The sequence below is a fragment of the Actinokineospora auranticolor genome (assembly GCF_002934265.1).
Classification (GTDB): Bacteria; Actinomycetota; Actinomycetes; order Mycobacteriales; family Pseudonocardiaceae; genus Actinokineospora; species Actinokineospora auranticolor.
Genome location: NZ_PTIX01000026.1, coordinates 1 through 17,215, shown reverse-complemented (window position 1 = coordinate 17,215; position 17,215 = coordinate 1). Strand labels below are relative to the sequence as shown.

Below are 17,215 nucleotides of genomic sequence, written 5' to 3'. Positions count from 1 at the left end.
TGCCACTAACTTACGGAGCATCGTTGCAGGTCAACGGCATCTTGAGGGTGCCGTGCGAGAGGCGGGCGGCACGTGCGACGACGCCCTGCGGCACACCATAGTTCCATGGCCCGCATTGGGGCATCGAGCGAACACGCAACCCACTGTCGCAAGTGGACTTGATCCGAGTGTGCCAGAGGTCGATCGCCAATCGCTTAGACCGATACTGGCCAGCGAAAACGCGCTAAGTTAGTGGCATTGGGGCGGAGGCATGCCCCACCCCAAACCCACCCGAGCCGAGCCGAGCCGAGCCGAGCCGAGCCGAGCCGAGCCGAGCCGAGCCGAGCCGAGAAGGCTACTCCGTCCCCTCCGCCTGCCGCGCCGCCTTCGCCTTGCGCCGCTTGCCCTCGTGCATCGCCTGCACCCGCGCCACCGGAATCGTCCGCCCCTCCGCCACCAGATCCTCCGGCAGCACCTGCGGCTCAGGCATCGACTCCGCCCAAGGATCCCCGTCCCCCAACCGCTCCACCGCCGTCCGCAGCGTGAAGTCCCCCGGCCGCACGCTCTCCAGCTCCCCCCACCGAACCGGGAACGACACCGGCGTCCCCGGCCGGATCCGTGGGCTGTACGCCGCCACCAACGTCGCGCCATAAGCCCGAGTGGAGTCCAGGAACACCTTCCCGCCCCGGTCATCGATGATGTACGCCGTGGTCGCCAACGCCGGGTCCAGCCGCTCCGTCCGGACCGCCACCGCCCGCGTCGCCGCCGCCATGTCGTCCATGGACGCTTCCGCGACCGGTACCAGCACGTGCAGTCCCTTGGCGCCGCTCGTCTTCACCGCCGCGGCCAGCCCGTCGGCGGCCAGTGCCTGCCGCACCAGCAGGGCGGCCGCCACCACCGCGGCGAAGTCCGCGCCCTCCGGTGGGTCCAGGTCGAGCACCAGGTGGGTCGGCGCCGGGGAACCGAGTCGCCACAGGGGGACGTGGTACTCGACCGCGCGCTGGTTGGCGAACCACAGCAGGGTCCGGCGGTCGTCGCACACGGCGTAGGAGATGTCGCGCTTGGAGGTCTCCGCCCACATGGTCTCCGTGCGCACCCAGTCCGGGGTGTACTTCGGCACGTTCTTCTGCATGAACCGCCCCTGTCCCGGGCGGATCCGCACCACCGACAGCGGTCGGTCCCGCAGCCCGGGGAGCACGCGGGTGTGTACCGCGTCCAGGTAGTCGACGAGGTCGCGCTTGGTGGCGGACGCGTCGTCGAACAGGGGCTGGTCGAGGTTGGTCAGTGACACCGAGTCGCGGACCTCGTCGCTGCTCACCCGGCGAACTCTGCCACACGGGTGAGCGGCACGGCACCATCCGGCCGTATACGTCCACTGTGTACAGCCAAGAGTCACCCCAAAGTGCTCTGGCGGGAAAGTGTCCACCAGGCTGAACATTTTTTCGGCAGGATTTGTACAAGACCGCCGGGTTTGCCCGATACACCCAGCGGGTACCAGACATTGCCGAGAGGAAGCACGAGGACGAAGACATGCGCAACGCCGTGGGGGTGCTGGACGTGGGTTGCTTCAGCGCGCACCTCGTCGTCGTCGACGCGGACCGGGGCTCACCCACCGACGCGCTGCTCTCCCGCAAGGTCAGACTCCGCCTCGACCGAGCGTACGACGGCAAAGGCTGTCTGCGGCGGGAGGGCATCGAGCAGGTCGCGGGGGCGGTCGCGACCGTCCGGAGGTACGCGCGCAAGGCGGGGCTCCCCCTGGCCGACATCGTCCCGTTCGCGACGTCGTCGGTGCGCGACGCGGTCAACGCCGACGAGATCGTGCGGCAGGTCGCGCGGCGCACCGGGGTCACGCTGCGCCGGTTCAGCGGCCGCCAGGAGGCGCGGCTGGCCTACCTCGCCGCGCGCCGGTGGTACGGCCGGGCGGCGGGCGCGCTGACGGTGCTCGACGTCGGCGGCGGCACGGTCGAGGTCGCCGTCGGCGAGTCCGACACCCCGTCGGTGGCGCGCTCTTTGCCGTACGGCGCACGGACTCTGACCCGGCTGGGGCTGGCGGTCGGGCACGAGGACGAGGTCGAGGAACTCATCCGCGACGCCCTGGCCCCCGACGACCTGGTCGCGCTGCACGCGGGCCACGCGGTCGGCTGCTCCAAGGTCTTCCAGGGCCTGGCCCGCCTGGCCGACACGAGCTCACTCCAGGTCGAGGACCTCGACCGCTGGATCCCCCGCCTGGCCCGGCTCTCGGCGCGGCGCCGGGCGAAGCTGCCGGGGATCTCGCGGCACCGGGCCGAGCAGTCGCTGGCGGGCGCGGTCGCGGCGCGGGCCCTGATGGTGGCGACCGGCCACGACCGGGTGGAGATCAGCCCGTGGTCGACCAAGGAGGGCCTGCTGCTCACCCTGATGGACCGCAAGCCCACCCCCATCGCCAGCGTCGCCTGACCGGTCATGTTTCACCCCCGCCCGGCGAGGGGTATTCCCAGCGCATGAGCGAGATGTCGGTGGTGGAGGTCTGGGCGGTGACGGTCCCCGCCGAGCCCGGTCACCTGCACCTGGCCCGTCGCGCCCTGCGCGGCTGGCTCACCCGGGTGGGCGTCGCACCCCCCGCCCTCGACGACGCCGTCTGGTCCGCCGACGAGGCGATGAGCAACGCCATCGCGAACGCCAACCAGAGCGGCCCGGAGTCCACCGTCCTGGGGCTCAACGCCCACGTCGACGACGAGGCCGTCGTCATCACCGTCATCGACGAGAGCGGCTGGCGCGTCCCGGCCTCGGGTGTGGTCCTGGCGGGCCGCGGCATGGCCATCGTCCGGGCGTTGGCGGAACAGGTCAACCTCGCCGTCGCGGACGGCCGCACCACCTTCACGGCGTGGTTCCTCCGCTGACCACAGTGGACTGATCAGTGGTTCTGCAACCCTCTACCCACGCCTCAGCGCAGACCATAGGCGAACCCGGGCACCAGATCGCGGAACCGCACCCTCACTTCACCCGCCAAATCCGGCACGACTGCACTTCCACTGGTCAACTCGTCTTCCGCACCAAGCTGGAATGCGCGTTGAAGCGCAACAACCTTCTCGGGCATCTCCGGACCGAACCGCACGCGGAGATCGAAGGCAGCACACGGGATCTGCGGCACGCAGACATAGTGGTGCAGGGGCGAATCCGCCGCCAGAACTCGCACCGCGAACTCGTGCCCTTCACCATCAGTCAACGGCTCCGGTAGGTCCAGCGACCATCGCACCCGCTCGCTCGATTCCGTCTCCGGCTCACCCAACGTCCGCCGTAGAGGACGGAAAACTCGGACACCCTTCCTGTTGTGGCGAAATCCCACCTCCACGCGCCGTCACCGCCAGCAAGTACGCTCCGGGTCTCCAACACCTCCGGCACCGCTCAACGCGGGCCCGATCCGCTCGACAAGGTCGTGTGAGCTCAGTGCGCGCCCCCTTCAGAGCCGGTCACAGAACATGGCCGACGGACTTGGCGGAATGTTCAGCCGAGTCAGGCTGTTCAATCACCTGGGTTCACACCCGGGGTTCCTCCCCGTACCGGGCCAGCACCGCCGCCCGCAGGTCCTCGTCGCTGCGCGGCACCGGTTCGATGAACACCTCGGTCACGTCGTTGAACTTCGCCTGCAACTCCCCCGCCAGCCGCACGCACACCCGCTCCAGCTCGCCCGCCGTGATGGTGTCGTCGAAGTCCACGCGGGCGCAGACCAGGACGCTGTCGGTACCGATGAGCATCGTCTGGAGGTCCACCACCGCGTCCACCTCCCGCGCCGCCGCCAGCGTGTCGCGGATGCCGTAGACGAGGTCCGGTGGGGCTTGGCGGCCGATCAGCAGCGCCGCGTTGGCGCGGCCCAGCAGGAACGCCACGCACGCCAGCAGGACGCCGATGGCCACCGACGCCACGCCGTCCCACACGGCGGCGCCGGTGAGCTGGTGCAGACCCACCCCGGCGAACGCCAGGAGCAGGCCGCACAACGCCGCCGAGTCCTCGTAGAACACCGTGGTGGCGGTCGGGTCGTCGCCGTGGCGGAGTTGGGCCCGGAAGGTGCGGTGCTGGTCCGCCGCGTCCCGCCGGACCTGGCGCAGGGCCTGGGCCCAGGACACCGACTCCAGCGCGAAAGCGCCCGCCAGCACCAGGTACGCGACCAAGGGGGACGTCTGTTCCCCCGCCGCACCGAAGATCGTCGAGAAACCCTCGTACAAGGCGAACATCGAGCCCGACGCGAAGATCGATACCGCGGCCAGCAGCGACCAGAAGTACCGCGCTTTCCCGTATCCGAACGGGTGCGCGCGGTCCGCCGGTTTGCGCGACACGCGCAGCGCGGTCAGCAGCAGGATCTCGGTGAACGTGTCCGCCACCGAGTGCGCCGCCTCCGACAGCATCGCCGCCGAGCCGGTGATCAGGCCCGCGACCAGTTTCAGGATCGCGATCAGCAGGTTCACCGACCCAGCGAGCACCACCGTCAGGGTGCTTCCCTCTTTCTCCGCCACGAAAACGATCGTAGGTGCGCGGACGGCTCAGCGCGCGACCTCGCCCAGCGCCGCCACGGCGTCCAGCAGTTGCGAATCACGCAAATAGGGCGCGGGCCCGAACCGCAGGTAGCTCCCCCGGCTGTCCGACAGCACACCGCGTTCGGCCAGTGCCCGCTGGAACTCCCCGGCCCGTTCGGCGTGAAAGGCGACAAACCCCCCGAACTCCACGCGATCCGCCCGGTCCAGCGTGATCACCGACTCCGGCAGCCCCAACGCGTCGAACGCCTCGACGATCAACCCGGTCTGCAGCAGGGAGATCTCCCGCAGCAGCGGGGCGTCGAGTCCGAGGTCGACGAAGAAGTCCATCACCCTGGCCGCCCGGTAGTGGCTCGTCGGGTCGTACGTCGACCCCGCGAACCGCGTCGCCCCCGGCCCGTACGCCACCAGCGTCGGGTCGCGCTCGTCGGCCAACGCGTCGAACTCGGCGAACCAGCCCGTCACGAGCGGGCGCAGCTCCTGCGCGTGCGGCGGCAGCCGGAGGAAGCAGTTCCCCTCCCCCAACTGCAAGTACTTGTACCCGCCGCCGACGATCCACGCGTCCGACAGCCCCGCCGTGTCGAACGGCACGACCCCCAGCGTGTGGTAGGCGTCGACCAGCAGCTCCACCCCGTGCCGTTCGCACGCCGCGGCCACCGCGGCCAGCCCCGGCACGATCCGCGACGTCTCGAACAGCACCGCCGACACCAGCACGGCCGCTGTCCGGTCGTCCACTTCGGACGCGAGCCGCTCGGCGAGCGTCGCCACCGGCTCGGCGGGCACCCGCACGATCCGCACGAACTCCTCGGCCAACCGACCCAGCTGCCGCCGCAGCGTGTGGAACTCGCCGTCGGTGGTCACCAACTTCGGCCGACCGGTCAAGTCCACAGCGGACAGGAACCGCACCACCAGCTCGTGCGTGTTCGCCCCCAGCGCGATGTCCGCTCCCGGCTCGCCCAGCCACGACGCGAACCCGGCGCGCACCCGGTCGGCCTTCGCGAACGCCCGCGACCACTTCTCGTCCACCGCCAGCGCCGCGTCGTCGAAGGCCGCGATCTGGCCCTCCAGCGCGACGTCCGGCCACGCCTGGTGCGAGTGCCCGGTCAGCAGCAGCCGCGAGCCGACCCCGAACCGCGCGTAGCGCGGCGCCAGCTCCTCCGCCCTCACAGCCTGCTCCGCACGGCCCACAGGTCCGGGAACGCGGCCTCGAACAGCGTCCCCCGCAGGTACGCCGCCCCCGCCGACCCGCCGGTCCCCGGCTTGGCCCCGATCGTCCGCTCGACCATCTTCACGTGCCGGTACCGCCACTCCTGCAACCCTTCGTCGAGGTCGACCAGGTGCTCGGCCACCGTCGACGGCCCCGAGTCGTCCGCGTACACCGCGAGCAGAACCTCTTGCAGTTCGGGCGAAGCCTCGGCGGGCTCTGCCACATCCCGCTTCAGCAGGGAAGCCGGGACCTCGTACCCGTGCGAGACCAGGTACCGCAGGAAGGAGTCGTACAGCGACCGCCGGTCCATCGCCGCCGCGATCCGCGCCCGCTGCTCCCCGCCCTCCGGGTAGTGCGCGAACGCCCGCCGGTCCCGCCGCCCCAGCACCGCTTCCAGCTCGCGGAACTGCGCGGACTGGAACCCGCTGGAGGCGTCCAGCCGGGCGCGGAAACTGGTGAACTGCCGGGGCGTCATGGTTTCCAGCACGTCGATCTGGGCCACGTTCACCTTGAGGATCGTCAGCACCCGGCGCAGCGTGCGGACCGCGTGCGCGGTGTCGCCGCGTTCCAGGACGTTCTGCACCAGGCCGAGTTCGTGCAGCAGCTGCTTGAACCACAGCTCGTAGACCTGGTGGATGACGATGAACAGCAGTTCGTCGTGCTCGTCCGAGCGCGGGTGCTGCGCGGTGAGCACCTCGTCGAGGGACAGGTAGGAGGTGTAGGTCAACGCCGCCTGGGTGTCGGCGGGGTTCGTTTCGCTCACGGCTTCATCGCTTCGTCGAAGTGGTGCTGGGCGGGTGCGGCCAGTACGGGGTAGGCGTCGTGGAACAGGGCGACGGCCGCGGCGCGGTGCGGCGGCGCGGGCACCAGGTCCTCGGGCAGTTCGGGGTCGAGGGTGGCGAACTGCCGGTAGACGTGGATGAGCCGCACCCGTAAGTGGAACGCGGTGCGCGGGTCGTCGACCGGTTCCCTGGCGGGCGCGAACTCCGCCACGAACGCCTCGTACCGGGCCGCCAGCGCGGCCAGGTCCCAGACCCGGCGCGCGAAGTCGGCGAAGTCGCCCGCCCCGGCGGGCGCGCCGAGCAGCACACCGGCGTGCGCGGTCACCCCCAGGTCGGCGAGCAGCGCGTCGACCTCGGCGACCCGGTCGCGCGGCGCCAGCCAGGTGCCGTCCTGCACCGGTCCGAAGCCGAGGAACCGCAGCCTGCGCACCAGCCGGGTGCGGGCGACGCGCTGCTCCTCGGGGATGGCGTGCCAGAGCACGGTCCACTGGCCGCGCGCCGGGTCGACGCCGGTGCCGACGGTGAAGATCCGGCGGTCGCCGTCGACCAGCACGGCGGCCGCGCGGTCGGTGAGCCGGTAGTGCACCATGCGGCCGTCGCGGACGCGTTCCAGCAGGTCGCGCTGGACGAGGCGGGTCAGGGCCACGCGCGCGGCGCCGGGGGTGAAACCGAACTCGACCAGCAGCGAGACCAGCCCGCCGGACCACACCGTGGTGCGGTCGCGGGGACGCAGGTGCGCGCCGAGAATCGTCAGCACGAGGTCCTGGGGTGCGGGGTCGAACACCTCGCCGAGCTTAGTTGACACCTGAGCGAGGTCAACCGTAACGTTTTTCCGCAGTGACCCCGGCCACAAGGGTGTGACGCTGGTGCGGATCGGAATCGGACTCCCCAACACGGTCCCCGGGTGCGACGGCTCCGCCCTGCTCGACTGGGCGCGGCTGGCCGACGCGGGCCCGTTCGACGCGGTCGCCGTGCTGGACCGGCTGCGCTACGACTCGATCGAGCCGTTCGCCGCCCTCGCCGCGGCCGCGGCGGTGACCAGCCGGGTACGGCTGGCCACGATGATCGCCATCGGCCCGCTGCGGACCCCGGCCGCGCTGGCCAAGCAGGCCCTGTCCGTGCAGGCGCTCTCCGGCGGCAGGCTCACCCTCGGCCTGGGCATCGGCGCGCGGCTCGACGACTACGCCGCCGCCGAGGTCGACCACCGCACCCGGGGCGCCGCGCTGTCGCGGCAGCTGGCGTACTTGCGCGGTCCGGTCGCGGAGTCCGGTGTCGGCCCGGCGGCCCCGTTCGGCGCCCCCGGCATCCCGCTGCTGGTCGGCGGCACCAGCGGCTCGGCCCTGGCCCGCATGGCCCGCTACGGCGACGGCTACGCGCACGGCGGCGGCCCGCCCCGCGCGTTCGCGTCGGCGGCGGCGAAGGCGCGCGCGGCCTGGCAGGACCTGGGTCGCGCGGGTGAGCCGCTGCTGTGGGGGCAGGCGTACCTGGCGATCGGCGACCCGGACGCGGGCCGGGACTACCTGCGCGACTACTACGCCTTCACCGGCCCGTTCGCCGACAAGATCGCGGCGGGCGCCCTGACGTCGGTGCGCGCGGTCCGGGACGTCATCCGCGGGTACGCCGAAGCGGGCTGCGACGAGCTGGTCCTCTTCCCGACCAGCGCCGACGCGGGCGACCTCAACCGGATCGCCGAGGTCGTCGACGGGGGGTCCGCCTGATGGAGGTGTCGATCGCGGGCGCCGGGCCCGCCGGGCTGTACCTGGCGATCCTGCTGCGTAAGGCGGGCCACGACGTCGTGGTGCACGAGCGCAACGCCCCGGACGCCACCTTCGGCTGGGGCGTGGTGTTCTCCGAGGAGACCATGGGCGCGCTGCGCGACGCCGACCCCCGCACCCACCTGGAGATCACCGACTCGTTCGCCCGCTGGTCCACGATCGACATCCGCTACCGGGGCGAGGTGCTGCGCTCGACCGGCCACTCGTTCACCGCGATCTCCCGTCGCCACCTTCTGGGCATCCTCCAGCGCCGCGCCGCCGAACTGGGCGCAGACCTGCGGTTCCACAGCGAGGTCGACGAGCCACCGGAGGCCGACCTGCGGGTCGCGGCCGACGGCGCGAACAGCCGGGTGCGGTCGGCGCGCTTCAAGGCGAAGGTGGTGCCGCAGGGCGGGAAGTACGTGTGGTTCGGCACCGACCTGGTGCTGGACTCGTTCACCTTCGCGTTCCGGCCGACGGAGTTCGGCCTGTTCCAGGCGCACGCGTACCCGTTCGACGAGCACACCAGCACGTGGATCGTGGAGTGCGCGGAGCCGGTGTGGCGGCGGGCCGGGCTGGCCGAGATGTCCGAAGAGGACAGCATCGCGTTCTGCGAGCGCCTGTTCGCCGACGACCTGGCCGGGCACCGGCTGCGGTCGAACCGGTCGCTGTGGCTGGACTTCCCGCTGGTGCGGTGCCCGAGTTGGCACCGGGGGAACCTGGTGCTGCTCGGCGACGCCGCGCACACCGCGCACTTCTCCATCGGCTCCGGCACGAAACTGGCGATGGAGGACTCGATCGCCTTGGCCGCCGCGCTGGACCGGCACGGCACCGACCTGGCCGCGGCGCTGACCGACTACGAACTGGAGCGGCAACCGGTCGTCGACCGGTTCCAGCAGGCGGCGGGCGACAGCGCGGCGTACTTCGGCCGGACCGGGCACTACACGGGGTTCGAGCCGGTCCAGTTCGCGTTCAACCTCCTCACCCGCAGCGGCCGGATCACCCACGGCACGCTCGCCCAGCGCGACCCGGCGCTGGTGCGGTCGGTCGACGCGTGGTTCGCCGGGCGCGGGCCGGACGCGGTCGCGCCGCCGCCGCTGTTCGCGCCGCTGCTGGGGCTGCCGAACCGGCTGGCCGCCGAAGTGTCCGATGTGGACTCCGCAGTCGCGCGCGCGGAGGCGGGGATCGGGCTGGTGCTGGGCGAACCGGTCGCGGTCACGCCCGAGGGCAGGCTCACCCCGGACACGCCGCTGTTCGAGGAAGCCGCGTGGCGGGCGTATGCGGAGAAGGTGCGCGAGGCGGGCGCCCGGCTGGGTCTGCGGCTGACGCACGCGGGCGCGCGCGGCACGCAGGGACCGCTCGTCGCGGCTTCGCCCGTTCCCTACGGTCCGTTCGCGCCCGTCCCGACCGAGCTGACCGACCTCGACGGGGTCCTCCGGGCCTTCGCCGACACCGCCGCGCGCGCCGCCGGGACCGGCATTGACCTGCTGGAACTCGATATCGCCGACGGGCACCTGCTGGCAGGGTTCCGTTCCCCGCTGACCAACCGCCGGTCCGACGAGTGGGCCAAGCCGCACGCCTTCCCCTTGGCCGTGTTCGACGCCGTCCGGGCCGCGTGGCCAGGCACGCTGTCGGCGCGGTTGACCGTCACCGACTGGTCCCCCAAGGGCGCCACGATCGAGGACGGCACCGCCTTCGCGCGACTGCTGCGCGAGCACGGCGTGGACCTGGTGCACATCCGCGCGGGCCACACGCGCCCGGACTTCCACCCCGAGTACCGACGTGGCTACCTGACCACGCTGTCGGACCGCGTGCGCAACGGAGCGGGCGTGCGCACCATGGTCGGCGGCTACCTGACGACGCTCGACGAGGTGAACACCGTGGTCGCGGCGGGTCGGGCCGACCTGTGCCTGCTCGCCGACCCGCGTCCCGGGGCGAAGCCGTGACCCGGTTCGCCGACCTCACCTCGCCCCAGGTCGCGGCCCTGCGGGACGGCCCGCGCACGCCGGTCCTGCTGCTCCCGGTCGGCGCGATCGAACCGCACGGCCCGCACGCGCCGCTGGACACCGACCCGATCATCTCGGCGGGCATGTGCGCCCGGGCCGCCGCGCGGCTGGCCGACGATCCCGAGGTCCACGTGCTGGTTCTGCCCGCCTTGCCTTACGGCGTAACGGATTTCGCGGCGGGCTTCCCCGGGGCGATCAGCGTGGGCGCGGAGACCGTGCACAACGTCGTCGTCGAGATCTGCCTTTCCCTCGACGCACAAGGGTTCCCGGACGTCGTCGTGGTCAACAACCACTTCGAACCCGCGCACGTCCGGACACTGCGCCGCGCGGTCGACACGCTCGCCGAGCGCGGTGTCCGCACGGGATACCTGGACCTGCTGCGCCGCGCGGCCGTCGCGCGGCTGACCGCGGAGTTCCGGTCGGGCTCCTGCCACGCGGGCCGCTACGAAACCTCGCTGGTCCTCGCCGAGCGGCCCGACCTCGTCGACACCGCGGCCATGTCCGCGCTGCCCGCCGTCCCCGTCGACCTGCCCGCCGAGATGGGCGCGGGACGTCGGGACTTCCTCGCGATGGGCATGTCCCAGGCCTACTGCGGGGCACCCGCCGAGGCCACCGCCGACGAGGGTACGGACACGTTCACGCAGCTCACCGCGCTGCTGGTCGAGGCGATCCGCGACCAAGCCGCGCACCGGCGAGAGAGGAGAGAAGGTGCACCGTGACCGCGGGGCGTACAACCTCGCCACCCGCTTCCTCGACCAAGACCCCGACCGCACAGCCCTGCTCGGCCCGACCGGCCCCTTGACCTACGGCGAACTCACCGCGCTGACCAACCGCATCGGCAACGTCCTGCTCGACGTCGGCGTGCGACCGGGCGACCGGGTGCTGCTGGCCCTGGCCGACGGCGTGGAGTTCGTGGCCGCCTGGTTCGCGGCGCAGAAGATCGGCGCGGTGACGGCCGAGACGTACACGTTCTTGACGGTCAAGGACTACGCCTACTACCTCAACTACACCGACGCCACCGCGGTCATCGCCGACTCGATCACCCTCGACCGGCTCCGCGAGGCGGGCGCGCGGGACCGCGCCCGGCTCGTCGTCGGCCCCGCCGACCTGCGCGACGGCGAGCACGACCTGGACGCCCTGGCCGCCGCCGCTTCGTCCTCTTTGGACTCGGCGCCGGTCGGCCCGGACGACGTGGTGCTGTGGAAGTTCACGACCGGCAGCACCGGTGCGCCAAAAGCCTGCCCGCACACCGCGCGCAGCCCCCTGGCGGGCTTCGACGGGTACGCGCGCGGGGTCCTGGGGCTCGGGCCGGACGACGTCGTGCTGCCGGTGCCGAAGCTGTTCTTCGGCTACGCCCGGGACCTCGCCGCGCTGTACCCGTTCGGCGTCGGCGGTGCCGGGATCGTGTTCCCGGAGCGCACGACGCCGGAGCGGGTGTTCGCGCTGATCGCCGAACACCGGCCGACAGTGCTGGTGAACGTGCCGACGATGATGGCGGCGATGGTCGCCCACCCCCTCGCGGACGACCAGGACCTGAGCTGCCTGCGACTGTGCACGTCGGCGGGCGAGGCGCTACCCCCGGAGTTGCACCGCAAGTGGCACAACACTTTCGGTGTCGAGGTGGTCGACGGGATCGGGTCGTCGGAGCTGTACCACATCTACATCTCCAACCGCCCGGGCTCGACCCGCACGGGCAGCATCGGTTCCCTGGTACCCGGCTACACCGCGCGCGTCGTCGACCCGGACGGCCAAGACGTGCCGGACGGTGAGATCGGCACGTTGGAGGTCACGGGGTCGACGGCCGCGCTGGAGTACGTCGGCGACGCGGAGAAGTCCGCCACCACGTTCCTCGGTGATGGGACCGTCCACACGGGAGACCTGGTGAGCCGCGACCCGGATGGCACCTTCCGGTACCGGGGGCGGGCGGACGACCTGCTGAAGGTGAGCGGGATCTGGGTGGCGCCGAGCGAGATCGAGCACTGCCTGATCGGCCACCCGGATGTGGTCGAGTGCGCGGTGCTGGGGCGCGAGCGGGACGGCTTGGTGCGGCCGTACGCGTTCGTGGTGGTGTCCGCCCCCGGGATCGACCCCGACGACCTGCGCCGATACGTGCGCGAGCGACTGTCCCCACACAAGACACCGGAGCGCGTCGTCTTCGTCGACGAACTTCCACGCACCACCAACGGAAAACTCGATCGCCGAGCCCTCCGCACCCTGGACGCGTCATGAGGCGGGTTGTGGTGACCGGCGGCACGCGCGGCATCGGCGCCGCGATCGCGGCCCGTTTCCACGCGGCGGGTGACGAGGTGGTCGCCCTGGGCCGAGCCGACTGCGACGTGACCGACGAGTCCGCCGTGGTCGACCTGTTCGCGGGCTTGGGACCTGTCGACGTCCTGGTGAACAACGCGGGCATGGCCGCGAGCGCACCCCTGGCCCGGACAACCGTCGACCAATGGCAGGACCACCACAACGTCAACGCCTTGGGCGCCTTCCTCTGCACCCGCGCCGTGATCCCCAGCATGCTGGAACGCAACATGGGCCGGGTCGTCACGGTCGCCTCCACAGCGGGCCGCGTCGGCTCGCGCTACACCTCCGCCTACACCGCCGCCAAACACAGCGCCGTCGGTCTGATGCGCGCGGTCGCGGCCGAGGTGGCGGGCACCGGCGTGACCTCGAACGCCGTGTGCCCGACCTTCGTGCGCACGGACCTGACGGCGGAGTCGATCCGCGCCATAGTCGACCGCACCGGCCGCACCCCGGAGGAGGCCGAGTCCGCGCTGGCCTCCGCGTCCCCGCTGGGCAGACTCCTGGAACCGGACGAGGTGGCCTTCGCGGTGCTGTTCCTCGCCGCACCCGAAGCGGGCGCGGTAAATGGTCAAACGCTCGTGCTGGACGGCGGTGGTTCGCCGTGACCGGCGCGGTTCACCGGCTCCGGCGGCGCTCGACGGGCCGCCGGAGCCACCAGTTCGGGAGAGGGGACGGGAGTTGAGTCCGTTTCGGGCGTCCGCCGGGTTCACCTCGGCGTGGGAGCACTTCGGCGTCACCGTCGCCGACGGGGTCGCGACGGTGACGCTGGACCGGCCGGAGAAGCTGAACGCGTTGACCTTCGAGGTCTACGCCGACCTGCGCGACCTGGTCGCCGAGTTGCCGCACCGGGGCGACGCGAAGGTGCTGGTGCTGCGCGGCACCGGGCGCGGCTTCTGCTCCGGCGGCGACGTCGAGGAGATCATCGGGGCGCTGCGCGCGATGAAACCGGTGGAGTTGCTGGAGTTCACCCGGCTGACCGGCGCGGTCGTCAAGGCGCTGCGGGAGTGCCCGCTGCCGGTCGTCGCGTCGGTCAACGGGGTGGCGGCCGGGGCGGGCGCGGTGCTGGCCCTGGCGTCGGACTTCCGGCTGCTGGACCAGAAGGCGTCCTTCGCGTTCCTGTTCACCCGCGTCGGCTTGGCCGGGGCGGACATGGGGTCGGCGTACCTGCTGCCCCGGCTCATCGGGCTGGGGCGGGCGACCGAACTGCTCATCCTCGGCGACAAGGTCGACGCGAAGCGCGCCGAGTGGCTGGGGTTGGGCACCACCGTCGACGACCTGCCCGCCGCCACCGAGGCACTGGCCCGGCGGCTGGCCGACGGCCCGGCGCTGGCCTACTCGACGACGAAGGTGCTGCTGACCCGCGAGCAGGACATGGACCTGGGCGCGTCGATCGAACTCGAGGCCATCACCCAGGCGCTGCTGATGAAGTCCGACGACCACGCCGAGTTCTACGACGCGTGGAAAGCGGGGGTCTCCCCGGTTTGGCGGGGGAAATGACCCCGCACCGGATCGTCACCGCACCCGACCTCGCGCCGCCGGTCGGGTTCGCGCACGCCGTCGTCGCCGCACCGGGGCGGACCGTGCACCTCGGCGGCCAAACGGCGCAGGACCCGACCGGCGCGATCGTCGGGGAGACGATGGCCGAGCAGTTCGACCGGGCGGCGGGAAACGTCGTCTCGACACTGACCGCGGCCGGGTCGGAGGCGCCCCACCTGGTGTCCGTGATCATCTACGTCACGAGTGTGGCCGCGTACAAGGCTGCCCTGCCGGAACTGGGCCCGTTGTGGCGCAAGCACTTCGGAAAGCACTACCCGGCCGTCGCGCTGCTGGGCGTGGCGGAGTTGTTCGACACCGAGGCGATGATCGAGTTGGTGGCCACGGCGGTGATCCCGACATGAACCTCCCCACCGAGTACCAGGAACTACGGCAACACGCCGAACACCTCGCCAAAGGTCCACTAGCGACCCGAGCACACCAGGGCGAGCCCGGTCGACTGAACCGCGACCTGCTCCGCTCCCTGGCGACCCACGGCCTCCTCGCCCACCTGTTCCCCGCCGACGGAACCACGACGAAAGCGCTTGTCCTGTGCGTGATCCGGGAAGCCCTGGCCCGGCACTGCACCGAGGCGGAGACCGCGTTCGCCCTCCAGGGCCTCGGCGCGTACCCCATCCTGCTGGCGGGCACCGATCCGGTCCGGACCCGGTGGCTCCCGCGGATCGCCCGGGGCGAGGCCGCCGTGGGCTTCGCCCTCACCGAACCGGAAGCGGGCTCGGACGCCGCCCGCCTGCGCCTGCGCGCCGACCGCGACGGCGACGGCTTCCGGCTGACCGGCGAGAAGACCTACATCTCCCACGCCCCCGAAGCCGATGTCTACTCGGTTTTCGCCCGCACGACCGACAACGGCGCCAAGGGCATCACCGCGTTCGCCGTCCCCCGCGACTCCCCCGGCCTCGACGGCGACCACATCGACCTGCTCGCACCCCACCCGATCGGCCGCTTGCGCTTCGACGCCGTGCGCGTCGACCCCGACCAGGTCCTCGGCGAGGTCGACGGCGGCTGGTCCGTCGCGATGCGCACCCTCGACATGTTCCGCCCCAGCGTCGGCGCCTTCGCCGTCGGCATGGCCCAGGCCGCGTTGGACGCAGCCGTCGCCCACGCCGCCCAGCGCCAGGCCTTCGGCCGCGCCCTGTCTGCGTTCCAGGGCGTGTCCCACCAACTGGCCGACGTCGCGACCCGCCTGCACGCCGCCCGCCTCATGGTCCACGACGCGGCGTGCGCCTACGACGAGCGCCCCGGCGAAACCGGCCACCTCTCCGCCATGGCCAAGCTCTTCGCCACCGAAACCGCCCAGGTGGCCGTCGACTTGGCCGTGCAGGTCCACGGCGCCCGAGCCCTGGAACGCGGACACCTGCTGGAGCACCTCTACCGGGAAGTACGCGCCCCGCGCATCTACGAAGGCGCCTCGGAGATCCAGCGGGAGATCATCGCCCGCAACCTGTTCCGCTGAACTGTCACCCCGGCCTGCCATGATCGGTACATGACCGACGAGGCGTTCTGGCAACTGATAGGCCGAACGGCGGAACAACCCGGCGACCGCGACGAGCGCACGGAGTGGCTCACGGAGGAGCTGACCCGCCTCCCCGTCCCCCAGATCATCGACTTCGCCCAACGCCTCGCCACCGTCCACCACAAAGCCGACACCTGGACCATGCGCGCCGCCGCCAGACTCATCCACGACGGCTGGTGCTCGGACGACAGCTTCTGGTCCTTCCAGCTGTGGCTGCTGACCCTGGGCCGCGACACGTTCGAGAGGGCGGTGGACGACCCGGACACGTTGGCGGAGGTGGAAAGCATCCGCGTCCTCGCGGCCAAACCGATGAAGGAATGGGCAGACCGCGACTGGCCGGAGTGGGAGAGCCTGGACTACGCGGCCCACGAGGCCCACCAAGAGGCCACCGGCCAGGAGTGCGGCCTGGAGTCCCTGGACCTCCCCACGGCCCCAAACCCCCAAGACGCCCCGTGGGACCTGGCCGACCCAGCCCAACTACAGGCCCGCCTCCCCCACCTTTCCACCCTCTTCGCCCACTCCCAAACCTCCCTACGCGGCGACTAAGCCCCGCACCCCCACCGCACAACCGCTCTCCCACCGCATCGCACCAGCGCTCCACCCGCTCACCAACGACCTCACGGCCCTCACCGCATGCCGGGCGCCCCTTCCCTCTCCCCAGCATTCCCTCTCCCCAACCACCTCTCTCCCCAGCCACCCCCAGAAGCCGCAGCAGAGTCCTAGCCCCCACCCAACCCAACACGGCCCTACCGAACCCGCCCCATAACCACCGCAGGATCCCAACCCCAACCCAACACAACACGGCAGTACCGGACCCACCCCAAGACCGCGCAGAATCCCAGCCCCCACCGAACGCGACGCGCCCCCGTCATACGCCTTGATTGGGTGGACTTGCTTTGCGTGGGGGGACGAGCCTGCCAAGCTCTCCCGCGGGTGGGGTGGGCTTGCCCCTCCCCACCGCTCTTCCTCACCGCAGGTTCGTAGGGGCCCCGCGCAAAGCAAGTTCACTCAATCAAGGCCGCCCATCTTTCCGCGAACAGCCGGACAAACCCAACGCGCCCAGCCCACCCACGCCCAGCAGCCCACCGCAGGCCCCGCAGAGCAAGTTCACCCGATCAAGGCCACACAGCTCCCCGCGAACAGCCAGACCGATCACCCCAGCCACCGCCCCAAGCAGCACCCCGCACCGCGAACGAGCACGGACCGGAAGATCAGCGCCCAGACTCCGCCAACCACCGCTCATGGAGCAACCTCAGAACACGAACCGCCTCATCCGGCTCGATATTGCTGGCCGCGTACTCACCGCCGTCCTCAATCTCATACTCGCCATACCAGGCTGGATCGTCAAAGTCACCGAACTCCAGCGAGCACGTACTCCACCGACACCGAAAGTAGAACTCCTCCCCCGATGGAGCACGCCCCTCAAGCTGGAACGGCGCCCCAGGCGAGGTCAGCTCCAACTCCCACCCCTCACCACGCAGCTCAGCCAACACCCGCTGCCTAGCTGTAGTGAGGTGCTTCGAAGTTTCCGGACAGTGGACCAAGTAGAATTGGGTTCTCTGGAAGGAGACGGTTTTGGCGGGATCAAGGAGGAGTTTCTCTCGG

At 71.4% G+C, this 17,215-nt stretch carries 18 protein-coding genes; 11 read left to right on the top strand and 7 right to left on the bottom strand.

What is annotated here, in order from left to right; genetic code table 11:
* Positions 1 to 334: 334 nt before the first annotated feature.
* Complete coding sequence (ligD, locus tag CLV40_RS31020) at positions 335 to 1,297, bottom strand: non-homologous end-joining DNA ligase (RefSeq protein ID WP_104482566.1); 963 nt, start codon at positions 1,295 to 1,297, stop codon at positions 335 to 337.
* 212 nt (positions 1,298 to 1,509) lie between these two features.
* Here ligD and CLV40_RS31015 point away from each other — a divergent pair, with 212 nt between their 5' ends.
* Positions 1,510 to 2,415, top strand: a complete 906-nt coding sequence (locus tag CLV40_RS31015; protein ID WP_104482565.1) for a Ppx/GppA phosphatase family protein — start codon at positions 1,510 to 1,512, stop codon at positions 2,413 to 2,415.
* Positions 2,416 to 2,459: 44 nt separating this feature from the next.
* Positions 2,460 to 2,858 carry an ATP-binding protein gene (locus CLV40_RS31010; RefSeq protein WP_104482564.1) on the top strand — a complete coding sequence of 133 codons (399 nt, stop codon included), beginning with the start codon at positions 2,460 to 2,462 and terminating at the stop codon, positions 2,856 to 2,858.
* A 44-nt stretch (positions 2,859 to 2,902) separates the two neighbouring features.
* Here CLV40_RS31010 and CLV40_RS31005 read toward each other — a convergent pair whose 3' ends face one another.
* The 5 genes from CLV40_RS31005 to CLV40_RS30985 all read right to left on the bottom strand — a co-directional run bounded on the left by CLV40_RS31005 (position 2,903) and on the right by CLV40_RS30985 (position 7,281).
* Positions 2,903 to 3,247 (bottom strand): hypothetical protein, encoded by a 345-nt coding sequence (locus CLV40_RS31005; protein ID WP_146108312.1) that lies wholly within the window; start codon positions 3,245 to 3,247, stop codon positions 2,903 to 2,905.
* A gap of 247 nt (positions 3,248 to 3,494) precedes the next feature.
* Complete coding sequence (locus CLV40_RS31000; RefSeq protein ID WP_104482562.1) at positions 3,495 to 4,469, bottom strand: cation diffusion facilitator family transporter; 975 nt, start codon at positions 4,467 to 4,469, stop codon at positions 3,495 to 3,497.
* Between the two features lie 27 nt (positions 4,470 to 4,496).
* Entirely contained in the window at positions 4,497 to 5,654 is a 1,158-nt protein-coding gene (locus CLV40_RS30995; RefSeq protein ID WP_104482561.1) for a kynureninase/PvdN C-terminal domain-containing protein, read from the bottom strand.
* Positions 5,651 to 6,457, bottom strand: a complete 807-nt coding sequence (locus tag CLV40_RS30990) for a tryptophan 2,3-dioxygenase (protein WP_104482560.1) — start codon at positions 6,455 to 6,457, stop codon at positions 5,651 to 5,653. Before CLV40_RS30990 ends, CLV40_RS30995 begins: the two co-directional genes overlap by 4 nt.
* Positions 6,454 to 7,281, bottom strand: coding sequence for a PaaX family transcriptional regulator (locus CLV40_RS30985; protein ID WP_245931677.1), 828 nt, complete (start codon positions 7,279 to 7,281; stop codon positions 6,454 to 6,456). The genes CLV40_RS30990 and CLV40_RS30985 overlap by 4 nt, the downstream gene beginning before the upstream one ends.
* A gap of 61 nt (positions 7,282 to 7,342) precedes the next feature.
* On the opposite strand from CLV40_RS30985, the gene CLV40_RS30980 reads away from it, so the two are divergent.
* From CLV40_RS30980 to CLV40_RS30940, 9 genes are all read left to right on the top strand, one after another.
* Positions 7,343 to 8,194 carry an LLM class flavin-dependent oxidoreductase gene (locus tag CLV40_RS30980; protein WP_181043847.1) on the top strand — a complete coding sequence of 284 codons (852 nt, stop codon included), beginning with the start codon at positions 7,343 to 7,345 and terminating at the stop codon, positions 8,192 to 8,194.
* Positions 8,194 to 10,176, top strand: coding sequence for an FAD-dependent monooxygenase (locus tag CLV40_RS30975; protein WP_104482557.1), 1,983 nt, complete (start codon positions 8,194 to 8,196; stop codon positions 10,174 to 10,176). The genes CLV40_RS30980 and CLV40_RS30975 overlap by 1 nt, the downstream gene beginning before the upstream one ends.
* Positions 10,173 to 10,955, top strand: coding sequence for a creatininase family protein (locus CLV40_RS30970; RefSeq protein ID WP_104482556.1), 783 nt, complete (start codon positions 10,173 to 10,175; stop codon positions 10,953 to 10,955). Before CLV40_RS30975 ends, CLV40_RS30970 begins: the two co-directional genes overlap by 4 nt.
* On the top strand, positions 10,945 to 12,465 hold the full coding sequence (locus CLV40_RS30965) for a benzoate-CoA ligase family protein (protein WP_104482555.1): 1,521 nt from the start codon (positions 10,945 to 10,947) through the stop codon (positions 12,463 to 12,465). Before CLV40_RS30970 ends, CLV40_RS30965 begins: the two co-directional genes overlap by 11 nt.
* A complete protein-coding gene (locus CLV40_RS30960; RefSeq protein WP_104482554.1) occupies positions 12,462 to 13,148 on the top strand; it encodes an SDR family NAD(P)-dependent oxidoreductase in 687 nt (228 codons plus the stop codon). The genes CLV40_RS30965 and CLV40_RS30960 overlap by 4 nt, the downstream gene beginning before the upstream one ends.
* Before the next feature lie 73 nt (positions 13,149 to 13,221).
* Positions 13,222 to 14,040, top strand: coding sequence for an enoyl-CoA hydratase family protein (locus CLV40_RS30955; protein WP_104482553.1), 819 nt, complete (start codon positions 13,222 to 13,224; stop codon positions 14,038 to 14,040).
* Positions 14,037 to 14,441, top strand: coding sequence for a RidA family protein (locus CLV40_RS30950; RefSeq protein WP_104482552.1), 405 nt, complete (start codon positions 14,037 to 14,039; stop codon positions 14,439 to 14,441). The genes CLV40_RS30955 and CLV40_RS30950 overlap by 4 nt, the downstream gene beginning before the upstream one ends.
* Positions 14,438 to 15,550 carry an acyl-CoA dehydrogenase family protein gene (locus CLV40_RS30945; RefSeq protein WP_104482551.1) on the top strand — a complete coding sequence of 371 codons (1,113 nt, stop codon included), beginning with the start codon at positions 14,438 to 14,440 and terminating at the stop codon, positions 15,548 to 15,550. Before CLV40_RS30950 ends, CLV40_RS30945 begins: the two co-directional genes overlap by 4 nt.
* 30 nt (positions 15,551 to 15,580) lie before the next feature.
* Positions 15,581 to 16,156 carry a DUF4240 domain-containing protein gene (locus CLV40_RS30940; RefSeq protein ID WP_104482550.1) on the top strand — a complete coding sequence of 192 codons (576 nt, stop codon included), beginning with the start codon at positions 15,581 to 15,583 and terminating at the stop codon, positions 16,154 to 16,156.
* A 665-nt stretch (positions 16,157 to 16,821) separates the two neighbouring features.
* Here the strand turns inward: CLV40_RS30940 and CLV40_RS39160 are convergent.
* Positions 16,822 to 17,215: hypothetical protein (locus tag CLV40_RS39160; RefSeq protein WP_104482549.1), on the bottom strand; the 394-nt coding region annotated here is incomplete at its 5' end.